This is a genomic window from Actinomyces sp. HMT 175, from assembly GCF_016694895.1.
GTDB classification, from domain to species: domain Bacteria; phylum Actinomycetota; class Actinomycetes; order Actinomycetales; family Actinomycetaceae; genus Actinomyces; species Actinomyces oris.
In genome coordinates this window covers 410,817-433,130 of record NZ_CP068012.1, presented here as the reverse complement: position 1 = coordinate 433,130, position 22,314 = coordinate 410,817, and the positions used below count along the sequence as shown (strand labels likewise).

The 22,314-nt window shown below is 66.0% G+C and carries 20 protein-coding genes; 10 read left to right on the top strand and 10 right to left on the bottom strand.

The genetic code is table 11. The features are described 5' to 3' along the window. The first annotated feature begins 208 nt into the window (after positions 1 to 208). From JJJ14_RS01855 to JJJ14_RS01830, 6 genes are all read left to right on the top strand, one after another. Complete coding sequence (locus JJJ14_RS01855) at positions 209 to 1,621, top strand: glycosyltransferase (RefSeq protein WP_201444532.1); 1,413 nt, start codon at positions 209 to 211, stop codon at positions 1,619 to 1,621. Positions 1,622 to 1,988: 367 nt separating this feature from the next. Next, on the top strand, positions 1,989 to 2,324 hold the full coding sequence (locus tag JJJ14_RS01850) for an ArsR/SmtB family transcription factor (RefSeq protein WP_034491116.1): 336 nt from the start codon (positions 1,989 to 1,991) through the stop codon (positions 2,322 to 2,324). Further along, positions 2,317 to 2,751 (top strand): SRPBCC family protein, encoded by a 435-nt coding sequence (locus tag JJJ14_RS01845; protein ID WP_201444531.1) that lies wholly within the window; start codon positions 2,317 to 2,319, stop codon positions 2,749 to 2,751. Before JJJ14_RS01850 ends, JJJ14_RS01845 begins: the two co-directional genes overlap by 8 nt. Positions 2,752 to 2,772: 21 nt before the next feature. After that, on the top strand, positions 2,773 to 3,144 hold the full coding sequence (locus JJJ14_RS01840; RefSeq protein ID WP_201444530.1) for a TfoX/Sxy family protein: 372 nt from the start codon (positions 2,773 to 2,775) through the stop codon (positions 3,142 to 3,144). Then, entirely contained in the window at positions 3,141 to 3,815 is a 675-nt protein-coding gene (locus JJJ14_RS01835) for a DUF2461 domain-containing protein (RefSeq protein WP_201444529.1), read from the top strand. Before JJJ14_RS01840 ends, JJJ14_RS01835 begins: the two co-directional genes overlap by 4 nt. A gap of 10 nt (positions 3,816 to 3,825) precedes the next feature. After that, positions 3,826 to 4,206 (top strand): nuclear transport factor 2 family protein, encoded by a 381-nt coding sequence (locus tag JJJ14_RS01830; RefSeq protein WP_065362948.1) that lies wholly within the window; start codon positions 3,826 to 3,828, stop codon positions 4,204 to 4,206. Between the two features lie 578 nt (positions 4,207 to 4,784). On the opposite strand, the gene purQ is transcribed toward JJJ14_RS01830, so the two are convergent. From purQ to JJJ14_RS01795, 7 genes are all read right to left on the bottom strand, one after another. Then, positions 4,785 to 5,507 carry a phosphoribosylformylglycinamidine synthase subunit PurQ gene (gene purQ / locus JJJ14_RS01825; protein WP_201444528.1) on the bottom strand — a complete coding sequence of 241 codons (723 nt, stop codon included), beginning with the start codon at positions 5,505 to 5,507 and terminating at the stop codon, positions 4,785 to 4,787. Between the two features lie 3 nt (positions 5,508 to 5,510). Continuing rightward, positions 5,511 to 5,765: a phosphoribosylformylglycinamidine synthase subunit PurS gene (gene purS / locus JJJ14_RS01820; RefSeq protein ID WP_003787688.1), complete on the bottom strand. Its 255-nt coding sequence runs from the start codon at positions 5,763 to 5,765 to the stop codon at positions 5,511 to 5,513. Between the two features lie 87 nt (positions 5,766 to 5,852). Next, entirely contained in the window at positions 5,853 to 7,604 is a 1,752-nt protein-coding gene (locus JJJ14_RS12575) for a hypothetical protein (protein WP_236592879.1), read from the bottom strand. Continuing rightward, a complete protein-coding gene (locus JJJ14_RS01810; protein WP_101558872.1) occupies positions 7,601 to 8,290 on the bottom strand; it encodes a hypothetical protein in 690 nt (229 codons plus the stop codon). Before JJJ14_RS01810 ends, JJJ14_RS12575 begins: the two co-directional genes overlap by 4 nt. Beyond that, positions 8,287 to 9,237 (bottom strand): phosphoribosylaminoimidazolesuccinocarboxamide synthase, encoded by a 951-nt coding sequence (locus JJJ14_RS01805; RefSeq protein WP_101558873.1) that lies wholly within the window; start codon positions 9,235 to 9,237, stop codon positions 8,287 to 8,289. Before JJJ14_RS01805 ends, JJJ14_RS01810 begins: the two co-directional genes overlap by 4 nt. 430 nt (positions 9,238 to 9,667) lie before the next feature. Beyond that, the gene (gene purD / locus JJJ14_RS01800) at positions 9,668 to 10,975 is read right to left on the bottom strand and encodes a phosphoribosylamine--glycine ligase (protein ID WP_201444527.1); all 1,308 of its coding nucleotides are present in this window, start codon (positions 10,973 to 10,975) and stop codon (positions 9,668 to 9,670) included. 373 nt (positions 10,976 to 11,348) lie between these two features. Then, positions 11,349 to 12,593: a hypothetical protein gene (locus JJJ14_RS01795; RefSeq protein WP_201444526.1), complete on the bottom strand. Its 1,245-nt coding sequence runs from the start codon at positions 12,591 to 12,593 to the stop codon at positions 11,349 to 11,351. A 407-nt stretch (positions 12,594 to 13,000) separates the two neighbouring features. On the opposite strand from JJJ14_RS01795, the gene JJJ14_RS01790 reads away from it, so the two are divergent. The 4 genes from JJJ14_RS01790 to JJJ14_RS01775 all read left to right on the top strand — a co-directional run bounded on the left by JJJ14_RS01790 (position 13,001) and on the right by JJJ14_RS01775 (position 16,524). Further along, entirely contained in the window at positions 13,001 to 15,019 is a 2,019-nt protein-coding gene (locus JJJ14_RS01790) for a hypothetical protein (protein ID WP_236592878.1), read from the top strand. 255 nt (positions 15,020 to 15,274) lie between these two features. Next, on the top strand, positions 15,275 to 15,472 hold the full coding sequence (locus JJJ14_RS01785; protein ID WP_003787711.1) for a type II toxin-antitoxin system VapB family antitoxin: 198 nt from the start codon (positions 15,275 to 15,277) through the stop codon (positions 15,470 to 15,472). Continuing rightward, entirely contained in the window at positions 15,469 to 15,846 is a 378-nt protein-coding gene (locus JJJ14_RS01780; RefSeq protein WP_201444525.1) for a type II toxin-antitoxin system VapC family toxin, read from the top strand. The genes JJJ14_RS01785 and JJJ14_RS01780 overlap by 4 nt, the downstream gene beginning before the upstream one ends. 141 nt (positions 15,847 to 15,987) lie before the next feature. Continuing rightward, positions 15,988 to 16,524: a hypothetical protein gene (locus JJJ14_RS01775; protein WP_236592877.1), complete on the top strand. Its 537-nt coding sequence runs from the start codon at positions 15,988 to 15,990 to the stop codon at positions 16,522 to 16,524. A gap of 99 nt (positions 16,525 to 16,623) precedes the next feature. Here the strand turns inward: JJJ14_RS01775 and JJJ14_RS01770 are convergent, their stop codons facing one another. The 3 genes from JJJ14_RS01770 to JJJ14_RS01760 all read right to left on the bottom strand — a co-directional run bounded on the left by JJJ14_RS01770 (position 16,624) and on the right by JJJ14_RS01760 (position 22,138). After that, positions 16,624 to 18,126 (bottom strand): hypothetical protein, encoded by a 1,503-nt coding sequence (locus JJJ14_RS01770; protein ID WP_201444523.1) that lies wholly within the window; start codon positions 18,124 to 18,126, stop codon positions 16,624 to 16,626. Between the two features lie 336 nt (positions 18,127 to 18,462). Further along, a complete protein-coding gene (locus tag JJJ14_RS01765; RefSeq protein WP_101558879.1) occupies positions 18,463 to 19,701 on the bottom strand; it encodes a hypothetical protein in 1,239 nt (412 codons plus the stop codon). A gap of 589 nt (positions 19,702 to 20,290) precedes the next feature. Further along, on the bottom strand, positions 20,291 to 22,138 hold the full coding sequence (locus JJJ14_RS01760) for a phosphoenolpyruvate carboxykinase (GTP) (RefSeq protein ID WP_009747636.1): 1,848 nt from the start codon (positions 22,136 to 22,138) through the stop codon (positions 20,291 to 20,293). Positions 22,139 to 22,314: the final 176 nt, after the last annotated feature.

Here is a 22,314-nt window from a genome sequence, read left to right as displayed (position 1 = left end):
GGAGTGCGGCCGAGCCAAGCCTACCCACGCCCCACGGCACCTCACACCACCACCCACGCGGGACCGCGCCCCGCGCACCCCGAGCACCCCACGCGAGCCCGATCGGCGCTCTGCGGAATCCAGCCAGAAGAATGCCGAAACAGCAACAAGACGCCACGCCCAAGCCCAAAGTGCTGCGCCTCACAAGAATTCGGGGGAAGATCGTGTCATGAGAGACATCGACGTCGCCCCGCTGCCCCTGTCGCACTTGGAGAGCCACCTGGACGAGGTGGCCATCAAACGACTGCACACCAGCCTGACCGGGGCCGAGGCCCTGCTGGAGGGGCGCACCGTGTGGACGGTCACGCCGTCGGCAGCCGCCGGCTCGGGACCCGCGGAGACGGTCGCCCCCCTTGTGGGCTACTCCCTGGGCGCCGGCCTTCACGTGCGCTGGCTGACCCTGGACGCCCCCGAGGAGTTCACCCGGATCGCGGCCCGCCTGCACGCCGGCATCCACGGGGACCACGGCGACGGCGGCAAGCTCGGGGACAAGCAGCGCGACATCTACGAGCACGTCCTGGCCTCCAACGCGGAGAACATCGTCGAGGAGGTCCGCCCCGACGACGTCGTCATCCTGCACGACCCGCCCACGGCGGGCCTGGCCAAGGCCCTCAAGGCGGCGGGCGCCACGGTCATCTGGCGCTGCCACGCCGGGGCCGAGGGCGCAGGCGAGGCCGCCGACTACGCCTGGGCCTTCCTGGACCGCTACCTGGAGGACGTGGACCTCGTCATCGTCTCCCGCCCCGAGTACCGCCCGCCCTATATCGAGGCCGAGCGCTGCGCGGTCCTGGCTCCCTCCATCGACGCCGACTCCCCCAAGAACCGGGTCCTGGATCTGGACGAGGCCTGGTCGGTGGCGCGTCTGTCCGGGATCTTCGCCGGCGAGCCGCCCTTCGAGGCGGTGCCCTTCATGCGTCACGACGGGCGCGCCGACGCCTTCCGCGGCCTGGCCGATGACCCGGTCCTGGCCGGCGGCCCGGTGCCCCTGGGCGCCCGGGTCGTCACCCAGGTCAACCGCTGGGACCGCCTCAAGGGCGGCCTGGAGCTGGTGGAGGCCTTCGCCGAGAACATCGCCGTGCTGCCGGAGGACGCCCACCTGCTGCTGGTCGGCCCGACCCCGGACGGGCCCGAGTCGCAGGCCACCCTCACCCAGATCGTGGAGCGTTGCTCGGTGCTGCCGGAATCGGTTGCCTCGCGGATCCACGTGGCCGCGGTGAGCATGGAGGACCGGGAGGTCAACGCCACCGTCGTCAACGCCGTCCAGCGAGTCAGCTCGGTCGTCACCCAGCGCTCCCTCATCGAGGCCTTCGGACTGACCGTGGCCGAGGCGATGTGGAAGAAGGCCCCGGTGGTCGCCTCCGCGGTGGGCGGCATCCGCGACCAGATCGACGACGGCGTCGACGGTGTCCTGGTCGATCCGACCGACGGCGTCGCTTGGGCCGAGGCCGTGCGCGACCTGCTGCTCTTCCCTGAGCGGGCCCAGGAGATGGGGCTGGCCGCACACGAGTCCGTGCGCCGGGAGTTCCTGTCCAACCGGCACCTGCAGGACCTCCTGCAGATCGTGGCCGACCTGGTGGGCTGACGAGCCGAGGACAAAGACCCCCGACAGGGGCGTCAGTGTCCATGGCGCTGACATTAACTCCGCTCAGATGCCACGCGCCGCGGAACAACCGCAGAATTTCAACGATCTCCACTGGTCACTTCGACGGCGAGCTCGTTAATGTCAGCGCTGTGGACACCCGGCCACTGGTCTGGTCGGCTCCCGGGACACAGGCGCGGAAGTCAGACGCCCTCACCCCGGCACTGTCAGCGACTTCCCCTGCCTGAACCCTTCCAGCTCCCGCACAGAGCCCGAAGGTCATGCTTCGACGCCACCTCCAACATACAAGCACCCATGAGTACAAACATTCATTTGTGTTAGTGTGGGGACGTCAACCGAGGAGGAGCGCGTGGGAGTACCAGAGGCGATCGACGTCGATATGACACTGCGGGCGTTGGCTGACGGGAACCGTCGGGCGATCCTGCGCGTCATCCGTTCAGAACCGCAGCCCGTCGGCGCCGTCGCACAGGCAGTTGGACTGTCACAGCAGACCGCCTCGCATCATCTCCGGACTCTTCAGAAGGCGGGGCTGGCGACCGTCACCACCGATCACACGCGCCGCCTGTACGCACTCAACACGGACGGGCTCGCGGCGGTGCGCTCCTACCTCGACGACTTCTGGCCCGAGAGGCTGGCGGCCCTCAAGTCCGCTGTCGAGCAGCGAGAGGAGAAACAGCATGGCTGAGTTTCAGGACTCCATCGAGATCGAGGCACCCCCGCAGGCGGTCTTCGAGTACCTCACCACCAACAAGGGCATGACGGCGTGGATGGGGCAGTACGCCGATCTCGATCCGACGCCGGGCGGCCGGTTCGCGGTCGACATTGCCGGCTACCCCGTGCGGGGTGAGTACCTCGTGGTTGAGCCCTTCCAGCGTGTGGTGGTCTCGTGGGGATTCGCCGGCAGCGACGAGCTGCCCGCCGGCGCTTCCAAGGTCGAGTTCATCCTGACGCCGATCACTGGCGGCACACGTGTGGACCTGCGCCACCTCGACCTGCCGGAGTCCGAGGTCCGCGGGCACGCGCACGGCTGGGCCCACTTCATGCCCCGCCTCAAGGTCGCCGGTGCGGGAGGGGACGCCGGCCCGGACCACTGGCAGCCCTTGACCGACTGACCGCCAACGGGAGACGAAGCGATGGCATCCATGACACCCGAGCAGCACCACCTCGTTCAGCGCGTCCGCGCGCTGGTCGATGACGAACCGGATGTGCGCGAGGTCTCCATGTTCGGAGGGCGCGCGATCATGGTCAACGACAAGATGATCGTCAGCGCCGGGAAGACCGGGGACCTCCTGGTGCGCGTCGCCGCGGACCGCCACGAAACGCTCCTGGGCGAACCGGGCGCCGAGCAGGCCCACATGGGCGCCGGGCGAGAGATGGGAGCCGGATGGATCACCGTCGCACCCGAGGCCATCGCCGACGACGGCCGCCTCACCTTCTGGGTTGACGTCGCGATGCGCCACAACCGCGCCGTCACTGGCGGGCAATCGGGAAGCGACGAATCATGAGCACCTTCCAAGGACTACCGACAGCCCTTTTCGAGTTCTTCGCCGACCTGGCGCAGGACAACTCGAAGGACTTCTGGAACGCCAACAAGCAGCGTTGGCAGCGGGACGTGAAAGCCCCTATGAGTGCACTGGTTGACGAGCTTTCCGGAGAGTTCGGTCCTTTGCGCATGTTCCGCCCCAGCCGTGACCTGCGTTTCGCCCGCGACAAGGCCCCTTACAAGCTCTGGACAGGCGCTACCAGCACCCCTCAGGCCACTGGCGGAATCGGCTACTACCTCAGTGTGTCGACCACCGATATCACCACCGGCTACGGAGCCATGCGGATGACCACCGACCAACTTCGCCGCTTCAGGGGCGCCATCGATGCCGACATCAGCGGAATCCGCTTCGAGAAGCTCACCCAAGAGCTCGCCGCACAGGGGCTGCCCGTCTCACCCGGCGCCGACCAGCCATTGAGAAACGCACCGCGCGGCTGGTCGACCGACCACCCCCGCATCAACTTCCTCAGGTGGAAAGGGGCCGCGGTCGTTCAGGACTGGCCCACCGACACTTGGATGCACACTCCCCAGGTGCACGAGAGGATTCGAGACACCTGGGCCGCCATCGAGCCTCTCAGGGCATGGCTCGACGAGCACGTCACACAGCGACAACACCATGAACCACCTCATTGAGGAGCAGCACATGAGCACCGACAACAAAACCACATCCGACCATGCCTTACGCGTCGCCACCGCCTATCACGAGGCATGGACCAGCGGCGACCTCGACAAGGCGATGAGCTTTATGACCGACGACGTCGTCGTGCATGCACCAGGGAAAGAGATCAACGGCAAGGAGGAGTACCGGGCGTACCTCGGCGGGTTCATGGAGGTCCTGGAAGGGTGCACGCCGCGCGCCGCCTTCGGTGACGACAGCACTGCTGTGCTCTACTACTTCCCCCACACCCCCTCAACCCGCTCCGCCCCAGTTGGAGAGTGCTTTCTCGTTGAGTCAGGGTTGATAAAGGAGAGCCATGTCGTTTTCGATCGACTGTCTTACGCCCCACCCACCGAGTCCCAGTAAACGTCTCATACACAGCAGGCGAGTCGCACTCAGCTAGCGGGGCTCACGCTTGCCGCACGCGCCTGCTCCTCGGAGCCGCCGACAGCCGCGTGCTGGAGGGGCCGGCCCAGGGGACTTCATCACATCGCAGGCCGAGTTATCCACAGGTCGTGTCCACAGGCTTGTGCATGGCTGTGGGGGTTTGTGGGATGTCGCCATTCTTCCTGTGCGCAACGCCGGTTCGAGACCTCCACACTGGGCGAGCACCCCTGCCGGAGGCTCCCAGCCCAGGCCGCCACGCACCTTGACGCGACATCCCTGGACACCGAGTTTTGGCTGAAAATCCGGGATAATCAGCCAATCAGTCGCGCTCGCCCTCTCGATCATCCCGAGGCAGAGCCCCCCGACAGCTGCCACAGCACATTCCTCATCGCCATGCAACTTGAGCACGGTCACGACCAGGTCCGCCGAGCAAGGGGCGGCCCGGTTCTCTCCACAGTTCTGCACAGGCGCGAGGCGGATCTGTGGATAACGCGGCAGGGAATGATTCGGCACCCACCCCTGACGGCTGTCAGGAGTGGGTGCCGGTTACGGGGTCGTCAGACGGCCAGCAGCGAGTCGATGGCGGAGCGGAAGACTCCCAGGCCGTCGGTGCCGGTGCGCGGCCCGGCCTGCGAGCCGGGACCGAAACCTGGCTCGACGGCGTGCTCGGGGTGGGGCATGAGTCCGACGACGTTGCCGCGTTCGTTGCGCACGCCGGCAATGTCGCGGGCCGAGCCGTTGGGGTTGCCCACGTAGCGGAAGACGACGAGTCCCTCCCCCTCGAGGCGGTCGAGCTCCTCGGGGGAGGCGATGAAGTTGCCCTCGCCGTTCTTCATGGGAACGACGATCTCCTCCCCCTCCGCGTACCGGTTGGTCCAGGCGGTCTGGGTGTTCTCCACGCGCAGCCGCTGCTCGACGCAGATGAAGCGCTGGTTCGCGTTGCGCAGGAGGGCGCCGGGCAGGAGGTGGGCCTCGGCGAGGATCTGGAAGCCGTTGCAGATGCCGAGGACCGGCATGCCGCGCTCGGCGGCGGCCACGACCTCCTCCATGACGGGGGCGAAGCGGGCGATGGCGCCGCAGCGCAGGTAGTCGCCGTAGGAGAAGCCTCCGGGCACGACGACGGCGTCGACCCCGTGCAGGTCGGCGTCCTTGTGCCACAGGCTCACTGGTTCGGCCCCGGCCAGGCGCACGGCGCGGGCGGCGTCGACGTCGTCGAGCGTCCCGGGGAAGGTGATGACGCCGATACGGGCGGCGGGGGAGCTGCTGAGCGACTCACTCACGGCTCAGGCCTCCTCATCGGCGGCGACGGAGACGACGTCCTCAATGATCGGGTTGGACAGGAGGGTGTCGGCGGCCTCGCGGGCGGCGGCCAGGTGCTCCTCGGTGACGGGGCCGTCCACGGTCAGCTCGAAGCGACGGCCCTGCCGCACCCCGGTGAACTGCTCGAAGCCGAGGCGGGGAAGGCTTCCGACGACAGCCTTGCCCTGGGGGTCAAGAATCTCGGGCTTGGGCATGACCTCGACGACGATGCGTCCCATGGGTGCTCCTCGGATCAGGCGGGATGAGTGCGCAGCCCAAGACTACCCGTATGCAGGCCGGGACACTGCCTGCCGTCTCGACGTGGCTCAGACCTGGCCGAGCCACTCGCCGGCCAGCCGAATCGCCACGACTCCGCCCAGGGTGAGGGCGGCCGTGGCGATGAGCCAGGCGGAGCCCAGGATGAGGGCGACGACGGCGCAGACCACGGCGCTGGCGAGCATGAACCCGCCCACGGCCCCGGCGACACCGGCGGGGGCGTGGAGGGACTGGTCGACGGTGGAGGTGCCCATGACCGGCGTGGGGCCGGAGTCCACAGTGGGGGCCGTCTCGTCGCCGCGCTCGGAGGTGCCCGGAAGGAGCGGTCCGCGAGCGCGGGCCACCAGCCGGGCGGGGTCGTGGACCTTGACGGACCCGGTGGTCAGGCCGGCGGCGGCATCGAGCACACCGGGCTTCCAGCGCTCGGCCTCACGGCGCACAGGCGTGCCTCCGGCCCAGGCGAGGTACCCGGCGGCGGCCACCAGCCCGGCACCGCCGAGGACCGCGACGAGCCACGGCGGGATCCATGGGTGGCCGGCCTCGGCGTTGCGGGCCAGGTTCATGGCTGAGGCGGTGGCCAGGACCAGGCCGAGCAGGGCGAAGGCCACGCCGGCCAGGCGCTGGCGGCGCACGGCCGTCGGCCATGGGGAGCGGGTTCGGGCAGCGGCGCTCTTGGCGCTTCCGCGCCCCACGCCCCAGTCGGTGCCCGAGGAGGGGCGGCGGGGACCGCGTCCCTTGGCGGGGCCGCGCCCCACCCCCCAGTCGGTGCCTCCCTGGGCCTTGATCTCCTCGGCGTCCAGGGCGTTGGTGGCCGCCTCCCAGGCGCTGGACTCGGCCAGGATGCCGGCGTCCTCCTCGGCCTCGGGCTGGGCCGCGGGGCTCGTGGGCGCGGCGGGGGCGGTAGTGGCATTGGTGGCGACACTGGGGCGCGTCTGGTAGCCGCGGCCGCGGGCGGAGGGGGCTGCTGAGGCACTGGGGGCCGAGGCGGCCGGTGCCGCTGGTGCAGGCGCAGGTGCGGCCGGTGCCGCGGTCGCCGACGGCGCAGCCGCCACAGAGGCCGCGGATGCAGCGGATGCCGTGGACGCACCGCTGGGCACGGCCTCGGGCTTGCCCTGGGAGATGGTGAAGACGCGGGTGGTGGTGGTTCCCGTCTGGGGTGCACTGCCGGGCCCGTCGACGGCGGTGGGGCGCACGACGGGTCGCGGTGAGCGGCCGTCGGCGCCGGTGACGGCCGCAGTCCGCTGCTGAGGGGCGGGGGAGCCGGGGGTGCTGGCGGCACTGCCGGCGCTGGCAGGGAGCGGGTCCGGGGCGGCCGTCGGGGCGGTCTCGCGATGGTCCCCGGGGGTGTTGGAGGGCCCGCCGACGACGTGCGGGGTGGCCGGGGTGGCGGGCGAGCCGGCGGACAGGGCAGAGCCGGCCCAGCCGGTGGGCTCGTCGGGCACGTCGGCCAGGTCGATGGCGATGGCGGCGTCGACGGCGTCAGCGGTTCCTGAGGCGATGGCCTGGGCCGCGGCTGAGCGCAGGTCCTCCTCCGTCATGACTGCCGCGCCGCCCGCATCGTGGGCACCGGCGGAGCCGTCGGCCGAGCCGGCGGCGGAGGCCGCGGAGACTCCCGAGGCGGATGAGGCAGCCGAGGCGGACGAGCCGGTGGGGGCCGGGTTGTTGCCGGAGCGGACGACCTCAAGCAGCCCGTTGCCGCCGGGCCGGGCGGAGGCGCTCTTCGGTCGTGGGGTCCGCTTGGGCATGATGCCCCAGTTGACGGGCCCCTGCTCGTTGTCGGGGCGTCGGTCGCGGGGGGTCATGAGATCACCTGTCCCAGGATGGAGGCGAGCCCCAGGGCCACGAGCACGAAGCCGGTGGCGCCGAGCAGGAGCTGGCCGACACGGATGAGGGTCTCGCCGGTGGAGGTCCCGGCCAGGCGCTCGTCGGCCGCGCGCCCGAGCGACGTCGCGGCCAGTGCGGTGGTGAGGGGGCCGGAGACCACGTCGAGGGTGGTCAGCTCACGCCGACCTGTCGACTCAGGCACGAGCACTTTGGTTCCCGGCACGGTGAGCGTTGCCAGATCGGTGCCGGGCAGGGTTGCACCGTCGGTTCCCGAGCCCCGCTGGGAGGATTGGGAGCCCTTGGCCCCCTTGCCGCGGGCGCCCTTGGCACTGCCTCCCTTCTTGGAGGACTCGCCGCCCTGCCGGGCCCGGGCCGCGCGGACCCGGTTGCGCTCCAGACGCAGGCGGGGGGCATTGACCACCAGGGAGCGGGCGGAGAGCCTCAAGGAGGCGAGCATGCCCAGCCCCACGAGGACCAGGGCGATACCACCCAGGACGCGGGAGGTCTCGGTGGCCCCGAGGGCGGAGGTGATGGCGGCCGACAGCGCCAGCACGATCGTCAGGACGATGAGGCCGACCAAGACGTAGAAGCCCGGCCCCGGTTTGAAGGCGCGGGTGGCGCTCCCGGTATCGGGGAGGTCCGAGGTGGATGAGGTCGTGGTCATGACAGCTCCAGGGGGTAGCCGGTCAGCCGCTCGTAGGCCTCGAGGTAGCGGGCGCGGGTCCGTTCGACGACGTCGTCGGGCAGGGCCGGAGGCTCCTGGTCGCCGTCCCGGTCCCAGCCGGAGGCCGGGGAGGTGAGCCAGTCGCGCACGTACTGCTTGTCGAAGGAGGGGGTGACCCGGCCGGGCTCCCAGGCGTCGGCGGGCCAGAAGCGGGAGGAGTCGGGGGTGAGGACCTCGTCGCCCAGAACCAGGTCGCCGTCGGCGTCGGTGCCGAGCTCGAACTTGGTGTCGGCCAGGATGATGCCGCGGTCCCGGGCGATCTGGGCGGCCCGGGAGTAGAGGGACAGAGTGGTCTCGCGCAGGGCGGTAGCGGCGCCGTCCCCCACCATCTGGACGACGCGCTCGAAGGTGACGTTCTCGTCGTGCTCCCCGAGCTCGGCCTTGGCGGCGGGGGTGAAGATCGGCTCGGGCAGGCGGGAGGCCTCGGTCAGGCCCTCGGGCAGGGCGACGCCGCAGACGGAGCGGCCCTGTCGGTACTCGACCAGGCCGGAGCCGGTGAGGTAGCCACGGGCCACGCACTCGACCGGGTACATCTCCAGCCGCCGGCAGATCATGGCGCGGCCGGCGACCTGGGCGGGAACGTCGAGGGAGACGAGGTGGTTCGGGACGACGTCGGCGAGCTGCTCGAACCACCAGGCGCTCAGGGCCGTGAGGACCTTGCCCTTGTCCGGGATCGGGGTCGCCAGGATGTGGTCGTAGGCGCTGATGCGGTCCGAGGCGACCACGAGGAGCACGTCCTGCCCACCCCACGGGCCATCGGAGGTGGGGGCGTAGACGTCCCGGACCTTGCCGCTGGAGCGGTGCTCCCACCCGGGGACGGTGGGAGGCAGGGAGCCGGCTGCTGAGGCACTGGGACCGACTGAGGCGGAACTCGCGGACTGAGTCATGCCCCCATCCTGCCATCGGCGGGCACCCTGTGTCCGGTTCCGGTCCGCGGCGTCCCCCGCAGGGTTCACCCTTGGAGGATCATCCAAATACCGCGCCATTGCAAGCATTCATCCGGGTTGGGTCGTCGGCGGGAGTCGGGGGGCGACCGGAGTAAATCCCACCGACGGGATGGGAGCGGCTCTCACCTCCCACCAGTTCCAGCCGGCCGGACAAGGGGCTGACGTGGGCCAACACCGGCGCCGGAACCCGCACCTCCCATCCGACGAGGGGCGCGGGCCTCCCTCAGGAAAGAGCGACGCAGTGTGCGTTTGGTCTCGGAAGAAGTGCGTGCGTCACGCGCACCGCCTCCCGTGGTCGGGTCCGACGGCGTGGTCTTCCTGGGTTCAGCGCACGGCGAGCCGCGCGCCATGGTCGCGACGGCGAGGAGCTCTACTCGGCCCCGTCGGCGCTGGCAGCGCTGCCGACGCTGCTGACGCTGCCTTCACTGGCCGCCTGGGCGATGTCGGTGCGGTACTGGGCGTCCTCAAGGTTGATGCGCTCGACGGCCTCGTAGGCGCGTTCCCGCGCCGTCTCGAGGGTTGCTCCCAGGGCGACGACGGACAGGACCCGCCCGCCGACGGCGACCAGCTCCCCGCGCTCGGTGGTGCCGGTGCCGGCGTGCAGCACGTGGACGTCGTCGAGCTCCTCGGCGGCCTCGATCCCGGTGATGGTGCCGCCGGTGGTGACGGTCCCGGGGTAGCCGGGTGCGGCGATGACGACGTCGACGGCGCTCTGCTCGGACCAGGTGGGCTCGGGGGCCTCGGCGAGGTGACCGGTGGCGGCGGCGTGGAGCAGCTCGGGCAGGGAGGAGGTCAGGCGGGCCAGGACGGCCTGGGTCTCGGGGTCGCCGAAGCGCACGTTGAACTCGACGACGCGCAGGCCGCGACTGGTGAGGGCCAGGCCGCAGTAGAGCAGGCCGATGAAGCTGGTGCCGCGGCGGGCCATCTCGTCGACGACGGGTTGGGCGACCTCGCGCACCACCTGCTCGGTGAGGTCCGCCGGGGCCCAGGACAGGGGCGAGTAGGCGCCCATGCCGCCGGTGTTGGGGCCGGCGTCGTCGTTGAGGAGGCGCTTGAAGTCCTGGGCGGGGGCCAGGGGGCGGACGGTGGCGCCGTCGCACACGCAGAACACGGAGGCCTCGGGGCCGTCGAGGTAGTCCTCGACGATGACGCGACCGCTGCCGCGAGTCAGGCAGGCGTGGCCGTGGGCCAGGGCGACGGGGCGCTCGTCGGTGACGACGACGCCCTTGCCGGCGGCCAGGCCGTCCTCCTTGACGACGTAGGGGGCCCCGAAGCGGTCCAGGGCTGCGGACAGCTCGGCCTCGGTGGTGCACACGGCGGCCTCGGCGGTGGGGACGCCCGCGGCGGTCATGATCTCCTTGGCGAAGGCCTTCGAGCCCTCCAGGCGGGCGGCCTCCGCGCCGGGGCCGAAGCAGGGGATCCCGGCGTCGCGCACGGCGTCGGCGACACCGGCGACCAGGGGCGCCTCGGGGCCGACGACGACGAGGTCGGCCTTCATCTGCGTGGCCAGGGCCACGACCTCCTCGGGGACGCTGGGGTCGATGTTGAGGTTCGTGGCGATGGCTGAGGTGCCGGGGTTTCCCGGAGCGACGATGAGCTCGGAGGTCTGCGGATCACGGGCGAGGGCACGGGCCAGGGCGTGCTCGCGCGCGCCGGAGCCGAGGAGCAGGATCTTCACGGCGACAGCCTAGATGATGGAGGCCGCATGAGGCCCGGAATCGCGGGCCCCGCGTGCCCTGGGGCACCGCCGCCCACAGCGGACTTACCAGATCAATGTCCGTATCGGTTCTTCCTACCCTCGAGACCGACTCAGTCCCGCGCAGCGAACATGGTCGAACCCACAAATACGATGTGACGGAGGAGACCCTTCGGAAGGCTGCAGCTTCCACTCACTCCCAACACCTCGCAGCATTAATGTCCACTACATGAACACTGGCAGCCACTAATGCACAACCACAAGGAACGGAAACACAACACCCCTCACCACCTACCAGAAAGAACGATTTCACCCACAGAGATACAGCCCATAACACCCTTCACACCCTCACTCTTCACTCTTCACTCACATCATCGAAGAGCATCATTTCGTTAATGAAATCGCGCAATCTCAAGCCTTTTCCATCTAGAAACAAGTCACCAGGGACAATCAGGTCAGCAACCGCAATGTAGTCCTCGACATTTGACTTACCTAATGGTCGCACCATCGTATTAGCCATTCGACGCTGATCAACCGAAACACAACCAAGCACCAAAGGCCACAACGAAAACCTGCGACGCTCATGCAATGTCCTCCACACCAACACACCTAAAACAGAGTCACCCCCAACAGTCAGCAGAACGGCAAGCCACCAAGATATATCCATAACTCGATACCCTGCAAGTTGAAGCAAACAGCCAACTGAGCAGGATACAACAAGAATAAACACCACGAGCCACCGCTCCACTCCCCCTAACTTCGAGCCGGGAACCCTAACCCACAAAGTCGAAATATTCACCAGCATAACAACGCCGAACCACAACATGATGCCACCGAGCACAATAAAGCTTAACGAGAATAGCCCTAGCCGCAGGGACGGCCTCACATATACACAAATTGCTAACCAAAGCAATAGGCTCGAGACCCCCAAAACAAGAGCAACCAAAGCGCGAAACAACCGGCGCTGACCACTTTCACTACGACCAACCCGCCCAATCCATGAGTTTTTATTAAATCCACTATACCTCGGAGAGACCTTATGGTAATACCTCCACAACGCAATCCTTCGAAGGGTAAGGAGGCTGTACGCATAGGAACTGACAGCAACCCCGTCCCCCACTTTCATTAGAGCCGGAAGACTTGCTGAAAACAAGAATACTGTCGACAAGAAGATAGCCGACAAAATACTTGCGACACCATTTCCCCTCAGCAATGCATCAATCCAGAATAATACAACAGCCACCCCACATACGTATGCATTTAGAAATAAAATTACCCAAGCAGTCATCTCTCTTCGAACAGTATCAACAACGTCTTGAAGCCATTCACCATGATACACCGAACTTTTCGGACGGACTCGCGCACCCCATGTCATGCCGGCAATCGTCAATCCTGTCGGGACAGCAGTCAGGGCCATCGTGACAATAAATTCACGAAATTCACCATTAGCACACCCAAGCCCCCACCCTCGAAACATATTCGATAGCGACACCTCCTGCCCCTCACTATCTTTAGGTTGAATAAAATCCATCCACGCAAACATGGCAACGGTAACAACTGCAAGACATACTACGCCGAACGCGCTTTTAACCGCGTTCACCCGAGACTCTAGAGCGAACCCTTTCAAGTTGAGCGCACAGAGTTCCTTAGCCCTCTTACTGCAATCCTCCACTACTCTCTCCTTCCATTGATTCGATGATTACAACTATTATCACACCTCAAGTACGACTGCTTTCATTTCGTAAACGAGGTCGACTGATCATCCTCAGTGTCACACCAACTCGGACCGCCCTATAATCAACTCCTCCACCCGCAACCAAACCACACCGTCGCGCGGTTACACGCTCCGATAAACTCCAGAGAAATCTGGCCAGGAATATTCACCACAAGCCCCTGAATTTGTATCTTCATGCGAGACCTGGTACCACAATCCTTACGAAATACAGGTAGACTCAAGTCGCCTCTAGGGCGCGGAGTCCCTGGACAGCACGGCATCAGGAGGCCCGGGTGAAAGTCGATCAGTCCTCTGCCGGGAGGTGGCTCGCGGTGGGACCCGGTGCGGCAGCCGACCGCACCCCTGAAACCGAGGCAACCGCGGAGCTTAACGCGGTGACGATCCGCCGGCTCGGGGCCGTCTATGTCCTACCCTCCGCCGGCGGGCCGGCGCCGTCGCGCTCCGCCTCACCGCAAGAGGCAGAGCCCGCGCCGCAGCGGGGCACCGACGCGGGCGTCGCCACGGCCCTGACCGAGCTGGGCCTGGCCACGACGCAGGACCTGGAGCGGATCGTGGCCGACCTCGCCGCCCAGGCGACCCCCTTCAGCGCCCAGGACCGCGCGGACCTGACGGCCCTGCGCGACTTCGGTCCCAAGGCAGCGCCGCGCGTGGCGGTCAAGGAGAACCTCGCCGTCCTCACCGTCACCTTCCCCGACCTGGACTTCTCCGCCTCCTACCGCACCGTCACCGACGTGCTGCGCCTGGCGGTCGCTCTGGCGGGCGGTGACGTCTCCCTGGCCGAGCCGTGCCGGTTCCCCTCCTTCTCCCGCGCGCAGCGGCGCCGTCTGCTGGGTCTGCTTGACGCCGTCGGGCAGGTCCAGGACAGCCGGGACTCGGCCGAGGAGATGGCTCGGCGCTGCGAGCGGTGGAAGCGGCTGGTCCGCCACCTGCGCCCCGGCGACTACGCGCGCCGCTTCCCGCGCGCCGCCGCGCTCCTGCACCAGGTCGCCTCCGGGGACGTCGACGCGGGTTTCACCTCCCGCCTGGAGGAGGCCCTGGCGCGCCACGACGTCGAAGGTGCTCTTCGTCTGCTGTCCGCCCGCCCGGGGGTCTTCGCCCGCCGACTCAACCACCTGCTGCGGCTGTGCGCCGATGAGGCCGCCCGCGAGCGCGTGGTCGCCGAGTTCGCCCGGGTCGCGCCCGAGGTCTCCCTGCCGGTCCTGGTACGCCTGTGGGAGTACTTCTCCTCCCCCGGGCCAGATGCCCTGCCGTGGCGCGTCGTCGCCATCAAGGCGGCCACGGGCGCCAAGACGACGCTCATCCCCTCCACCCGCCGCCCCGGCCCCGCCGACGCGGCGGTGGTTCACGCCGTCGAGGAGGCCCTGCGGCAGCGGAAGCGCTTGGGGCGGATCGCCGTCGACCAGGGGCTGTACGAGGGATACACGGCTCCGGTGGGACTGCGATCGGCCTCACCGGGTATGCGCACGGCCGGGCGCGGCACCCGACTGCCGCTGCCCGAGGGCGAGACGATCCGCTTCTTCCTGCACTGGCGCGACCTGCCCGAGAACCCAGCCGAGGCCTCGGGGCCTGCCAGACCTGCTGCCGCCGAGGACAGGGGTACCCGGGTGGATCTGGACCTGTCGGCCTTCTTCGTCTCCGAGGACTTCACGCGCAGCGAGCAGATCGCCTACTACAACCTGCGCTCGACGGCGGCCGTGCACTCCGGCGACCTCACCTCGGCGCCCGATGGGGCGGCCGAGTTCATCGACGTCACCCTGGCCGAGGCGCTGCGGCAGGGGTGGCGCTACGTCGTCATGACGGTCCACTCCTTCTCCCACCACCAGCTCAGTGAGGTGCCCGAGTGCTGGGCGGGGGCGATGGCCCGCGGCGCGGACCCGCAGAGCGGGGAGGTCTTCGAGGCCTCCACCGTCATGCAGCGCCTCGACCTGGTCTCCCCCACGTTCAACGCGACGCCCTTCGTCATCGACCTCGCTGAGCGCCGCCTCATCTGGTGGGACCTGCCCGTGGGGGTGGGCGAGCACCAGGTGGCGAACCTGGATCGCAGCAGCAACCGGGTCCTGGCCCACCTGCTTGACCTGTTGAAGGGCCGACGCATGCCGCTGGCGCACCTGCTGGGGCTCCTGGCCGACGACGTCGTCAAGGACCCCGATGAGGCCCAGGTGGTCTTCGGCGAGGGCGGGATCCTGCCGTGGCAGACCGAGCGGATCCTGGCGCTGCTGGGCCCCGCAGAGGCCGCGGTGGAGGAGCTCTCCGACGTGAACGGGGGCGCCGAGAGCCAGCAGGCGGAGTAACGTGGGCCGGGTCCGGCCATGAGGGTGCTTCCTTCTGCCTTCACATTTCTCTCAGCGCCGTCGCTTCCCGGACACAGTCGGGCGGGACCACCAGTGGCCCCGCCCGACTAGTGCGTGAGGATCAGAAGGTGGTGAGCAGGAAGCGCGCACCGTGCGGGTCTGGTCGTCCCGGTCGCGACACCGAAGGCTGGCCATCACATTTGAACCACACTAGAATCTGCATCACCTGATGATGATTCTGGTGCAGGAGGTACCGTGCGAACCACCGTGACACTCAGTGATGACCTCATTGCCAACGCGCAAGAGCTCACAGGCATCACTGAGCGCACCGAGCTGCTGCGGGCCGGCCTGGAGACCCTGGTCAGAGTGGAGAGCGCACGCCGCCTTGCGGCTCTCGGCGGCTCTGATCGGACGGCAAGCGCCGCTCCACGACGTCGGAGCGCCAGCCAGTGATCCTTGTCGACACCTCGGTATGGATCGATCACTTCCACCACTCGGACCCAGTACTCGTCAGCCTGCTGCACGAGGACGAGATCGGTTCCCATCCACTCGTGGCGGAGGAGCTGGCGATGGGGTCACTCAGGGCCAGAGATGACGTTCTCAAGCACTTAGCGCACCTCCGCCAGTTCCCGGTCCTCTCACATGACGAGCTACTGACTCTGGTCGCAGCCCATGCGCTGTGGGGCCGGGGACTCAGCCCAGTCGATGCGCACCTGCTCGGCTCCGTCACGCTGGTCTCTGGCGCCCGCCTGTGGACACGCGACAAGCGATTGCTCCGCGCTGCCGAAGAGCGCGGAGTCTCCTTCACCGAAGGAACCGCCGGCTGAGGCTCCGAAACAGGTCGCGTCACCGAATACCTGACTTGCTACGCTACAACGGCAGTTCAAGCACCCCCAGAAGACGGTCCGATGTCAGCTCCCCAGAATCAGCCCCCGTACCAGCCGCCGTACCAGCCCCAGTATCAGGCCGTGCCTCCTTACGGGCAGCAGCGCCCCCGCCAGAACCACGTCGGAAAACTGGTCGTGGCGATCATTCTGTTCGTCATCGGCCCATTGATGGGACTGGCCATCTGGGGCATCGGGTCGGTCATCACCGTCGCCAGCATCGCCACCAGTGGTGACGTCGTCACCAACGGACAGCAGGTCACCCTGAGCAGCAATGACGAACGTGCCCTGTACGTATCGAACGCCGCCGCCGTCAACAGCTGCACGGTCGTGGACCCTGGCGGCAAGGAGGTCCCCACCTCCCCCAACGGCGGGATGACCATCTCCAACAACGACGGCGACTTCAACTCGGTTCTCACCTTCAAAGCCGACAAGTCGGGAGACTACCGGGTCTCATGCGAGGGACTGGATGACACCGACGCGATCCTCGTGGGCCCCACCATCACGTTCGGCAAGTTCGCGGTGCCCCTCGTCGCCGGCCTGGCCGCCGGGGCGGTCTGCTGGATCCTTGCCACCATCCTGCTGATCTGGCGCCACCGGGCCCTGGCCGCAACTCGATAGATACTTAGCCAGGCAGCCCCTCCTCTCAGATAACATTAATCACGAACACCCGATTTCTCACTAACGTGATTCAAGCGCAAACTCCACTAACAACGTCCATCAAATCTGCAAAAAACTTCGATAATGCCAGAAATCAACCACCCGCTTTCCTGCGCAAGACAATTTTAAGTCAGCAGCAGCATCACAATTTACGGCGCCCACATCAACTTTAAACGCGTCTTCTACAAAAGCACGCAAATTAACAGACGGAATATCCGGATCAATCTCAGAAAGCGAAGCCAGGCCCACTCTCCCACGCCAAGCACGCCAACCAACGCGCAATCCATCAAATCGAGAGTCGTTGCCACAGGGATATAGATACCAGTCCGCAGGAACGATCTCTGCAAGCACGTCGCGCCTAGCCTCGTTTGAGATAGCAGACATCGCGTCGTTAAAGTAAACATACCTCCTTACTGCACCATCACGAAATTCCTGAAGGAACAGCAACCCTATATCATCTAGACCCCAGACCTTAAGGCCCACCCCAAAATAGAGCACTGAGTAAGTCATCCACCATATGCTGAGAACAAAGACAATCACATCCACCCACCAATCGCCACCACTGCCGGTGCCACGGTCGGCCCCGCCCGTTCGATAGGTCAGCAACACGAAGACCCCCAGAACCCCCGAAGAAACAACAGCAGAACAAAACAAACATAGATTGTAGTCATACCTAAACCGTCGCCCATCAGACAAGGCAACAGCGCCAATAAAGGAGAACATTACATTCAGAAACACGCAACACATAAGGAAGACAAAGAAAGCCAGGGTGCACGGAATTAAGAGCAGCAACCCTCTACCCCCACGATAAAATACGTAGGGAAACCATATAACGCAGACCGACAAGGCCGCCAGCAAAGAAAATTTCATCAACTTCTTATTGGCTCTCGACCGTAACCCTCTTTCGGTCAACGACAGTAAACCACAATCGTCAGCCTGCCGAAACACATACCCGGCCATTAGAACGAGTTTTCGAGAAGCTCTTGCGTAACCCAAGTAAGTTCCATTACTGCTTGTCTGCATCAGCCCGAGAAGCGCCGCCAGCAAGCCAGACACCACAAATAGAATAAGGGATATGAAAATATCTCCACCCACATAATACCGCATCCACCAAGAACTTGCCACACTTAAAAAATACGCGCACGCCGACGCGCCGAACAACATCACTAGCAGCATCGCCGAAATGAAGCAGATATCTTCTCGCTTCGCATCGGTCACAACTTGCTTAAGCCAGATCCTCACTCGATTAGGATCGCCTGGACGCCGTCGCTCCATCCAGGTAAATGCCGCTAGAGCAACAGCAAATGAAACTAGAACACCCTCCAATCCCAGAACCCCTTCCCTAAATGATGCGCTAGAAACACCTTCCAGAAATAGATCTAATGGATCCGAATTAGATGCGTGACGGAATTTTAGAACGAGATAGTTTACCAAAAAAAACAATGCAGCAATTGCTAGTGCGGAGATAGCTTCAGCTACCAGCAGCTGAGTTACTTTTGGACCCGAGTCAAAAACTTCAGAACGACCAAATTTACTTCCCCTTTGGAGCACTCCATCCTCCACTTCGATCAATTCTAACGAATCGCATAGCCCTCATGCTCTTGAGAATCACCCCAGCCATCTGCATCGCAGATTCAAAGAAACCCTCACCTTACCTTTTGGGCATCCCGCGACATGACGCTCATTCTACTCTAAGACATTTATAGAAACAGTCATTTTGAGTCAACATCATCCCCTGCACAACATCAGGTTGTACACACGGCGTCATGCGTTTTCAGCTGCCGAGTACATCAACGTGCCAGTAACGGTAACGCCCTACCCGGTTGGCACTCCGACCCGTCTCTGACAGTCCTTGCTCGATTCACGTCAACTGACGCTCGATCCCTGCTCCGAGTACCGCTATCTCCGACGAGGAACCGCTAAGCCGATCCCGCGTTCGAGGGTCTCGCGCTCCTCCTGCATGCCTTCATCCGCGAGGGGAACGTAACGGCCGGTCTCCCGGGTCGCGCCACGGGCGACCCCCCAGAGCCAGATCGCCTCACACCTGGCGACCAGCTGCTCCTGCCGGCGCTGAAAGCTCCCCCACGTGACACCGGCGCCATCCAGGGCCAGGTGCTTCCCATTGCCATAGACGACGAAGATCCGGTCCCCCGCAACGAACAGTCCGGAGCGGGACTCCGGCCAGACGCACGAGCGTCTTCCCACGCGAATCCCCTGCTCGTCCACGACGACCCGCCGGAAGCACTCGTAGATCTTGTAGAGCGGATACGCCATGGTCACCGGTCCGAGCAGAAGACAGAACACCGCGAAAGCGATATCCGAACCGCTGAGCGGCTTGGTCTCGAAGAACAGCTGCTGACCACCGATCACCAGGAACAGCACCCCCATGCCGATGAGGAAGAGCCCGCCGTTGGACAGGTGCTCCTTGATTCTGCGCCAGAGCGGGGTGCAGAACACCAGGCGGCTGCGCTGCAGCATCTTCTCTGCGCCATGCCGGCCCCGGGCCGCCACGAGATGAGGGTCCTCGCTGACAGCGTGCTCCGAGATACCCCACCCCCGCGCGTAGATGTAGTACTGCAGGTCCCCCACAGCCGCAGCGGCGCGGTCCTCAGAGCTCCCCCATGTCATCCCGATGACGCATCCGGGAAGCCGGATGGCATCGTCGTCGTCGCCATTCTCGATGGCGATCCGAGTCCGCTCAATGAATCCGCCGTACGACGACGGCCCGTCAGTCAGGTTGAGCGTCGACAGCGTGAACCTCGAGCCCACCGACGCCCAGGGGCGCCGCTCGGTGAACAGCAGGCGGCGCATGGCGATGCCGTCCTGGCTCAGCACCGTCCGACGCCGCAGGGTATTGATCGCCCAGACCACCGGAATGCCGAACATGATCGCCCAGATCATGGCGTCATTGGCTTCATACTCGGTGATGTAGGGGCTCATCAGCGGCAGCGCGTTGTAGACCACGCCGGGCACCCCCACCGCGAGCGCCAGCAGCGCACAGCAGCGGATCATTGCCGAGCGCCGTAGGAGCAGGCGCCCATCAGACGTCTCCGTGGCCCACCACCGCATCGACTTCCCGAGCGTTTCGTCGAACAGGTTCCCCCGACCGCCACCGAGGTCGTTGTCCTGCCATTTCATGCTCCGCACCTTCCACGCCGCTGCAGGTCGCAGGCACGATGGGAGAGCAATCCACGCCCCCACCATCGGCCCTTCGTCACTGTAGTAGCGGCCGCGGCGCCGATTCGCGTTCTCCGATGGGCACCGTTCACCATCCCATCTGCGACGTCGTCCCGCGTGGACGCGCCACACGATTCGAGGACTGCCCCCGGCGCTCATGTGCTGTCTCATGACTTCTGAGAATTTCGGATGTCATGACATCTCAAGACACCGGTGAGTGTGTCTGCCAGATGGGAGAGCTGCTGATTCTCCCTGCCGGAGAGGTGCCTTGGTCACTGTGGTGGCTGCCGGCGTCGTCTGGACGCACTGCACGAGGATGGGGTGCTACTGGACGAGAGTTGGGAGTACTGGGGGTAGGTGGGGCCTTCGTGCAGTACGCACAACCCTTGGCCAGTAGATCCCGACCCTCGTGGAACAGGCCTACTCAAGGCGAGACTCAAGGCAGAGCCGGCGGCGAGGGCGGCAACAGCAGCAACGAGCGGGGGCTCCGACCGGCGAACCGGTCGGAGCCCCCGTCTCAGTCTTCCTCAGGGAAGGACCTCAGCTGAGATCAGGCCTTCTTGGCCTCATCGATGCGCGCACGGAACTTGGCGAGCTGCTCCTTGATGGCCTCGGGCAGCTTGTCACCGAACTGCTTGTAGTACTCCTCGGTGTCGTCCATCTCGGCGGCCCAGGCCTCGGGGTCGATGTCGTACATCTTGGCCCACTCCTCCTCGCCCAGGTCGAGGCCCTCGAGGTTGAAGTCCTCGAACTTGGGGTAGCGGCCGGTGACGCCGTCGACGGCCTCAACCTCGCCGGAGGCGCGGCGCACGATCCAGTCGAGCACGCGGGAGTTGTCGCCGTAGCCGGGCCAGATGAACTTGCCGTTCTCGTCCTTGCGGAACCAGTTGACCTGGTAGACCTTGGGGAACTTGTCGCCCAGCTTCTCCTGCATCTCCAGCCAGTGCGACCAGTAGTCGGCCATGTGGTAGCCGCAGAAGGGCAGCATGGCCATGGGGTCGTGGCGCAGGGAGCCGACCTTGGCGTCCAGGGCGGCGGCGGTGACCTCAGAGGCCACGGCGGAGCCGATGAACACGCCGTGGGCGTTCTCGTACTGCTCGGCGACCAGCGGCACGTTGGTGGCGCGGCGACCGCCGAAGAGGATGGCGTCGATGGCCACGCCCTCGGGGGCCTCCCAGTCGGGGCAGATGATCGGGCACTGCGAGGCCGGGGTGGTGAAGCGGCTGTTGGGGTGAGCGGCCTTCTTGCCCTCGGCGGCGTCGGCCGGGGTGAAGTCGTTGCCCTGCCAGTCGATGAGGTGCTCCGGCATCGGGGCGTCGATGCCCTCCCACCACACGTCACCGTCGTCGGTCAGGGCGACGTTGGTGAAGATGGTGTTGGCCTTCATGGTGTCCATGGCCATGGGGTTGGTGTCGTAGGAGGTGCCGGGGGCGACGCCGAAGAAGCCGGCCTCGGGGTTGATGGCGCGCAGGCGGCCGTCGGGGCCGGGGCGCATCCAGGCGATGTCGTCACCGACGGTCTCGACCTTGTAGCCCGGGATGGTGGGCTGGAGCATGGCGAGGTTGGTCTTGCCGCAGGCGCTCGGGAAGGCGGCGGTGACGTGGTACTGCTTGCCGCTCTTCTCGTCGGTCAGACGCAGGATGAGCATGTGCTCGGCCATCCAGCCGTCGCGGCGGGCCATGGTCGAGGCGATGCGCAGTGCGTAGCACTTCTTGCCCAGCAGGGCGTTGCCGCCGTAGCCGGAGCCGAAGGACCAGATCTCGTTGGTCTCCGGGAAGTGGGTGATGTACTTCTCGTCGTTGCAGGGCCAGGTGGTGTCCTTCTCGTGCTCGGCCAGCGGGGCGCCGACGGAGTGGACGGCCGGGACCCAGGGGCGGCCCTCAGCGATGAGGTCCATGGCGGCCGCACCCATGCGGGTCATGATCCGCATGTTGACCACCACGTAGGGGGAGTCGGTCAGCTCGATGCCGAGCTGGGAGATGGGGCCGCCCAGCGGACCCATGGAGAAGGGGATCACGTAGAGGGTCCGGCCGCGCATGGCACCGTCGAACTTCTCGTGGAGGATCTTCTTCATCTCGGCCGGGTCGTACCAGTTGTTGGTCGGGCCGGCGTCCTCCTCCTTCTCGGAGCAGATGAAGGTCCTGGACTCCACACGGGCGACGTCGCTGGGCAGGGAGCGCGCGAGGAAGGAGTTGGGGCGCTTGTCGGGGTTGAGGCGCGTGAACACGCCGGACTCCACCATCTCGGTGGTGAGGCGGTCCCACTCCTCCTGTGAACCGTCCGCGAAGTAGACGTTCTCGGGCTTGGCCAGCTCGGCGATGCGTGTGACGAATTCGATGACATCCTCAGGGGCGTTAGCCGGCGCGGCGGCGCGGACGTCCTTCTCAGACACAGTCATGCGAGTCCCTTCCTTGGGTATGTTGATCCGGTGAGCGCGCCGTTGCCGACTCGCTCGGTCGAGAGCAATCCTCCCCCACCGGGCGCCCCAGGTCACATCGCCGAAGGTCCCAACTGGACGTCTCTCCCCGCCCAGACCGGCATGCGATAGGCCACATTTGGGAGGATGGCGGCTTT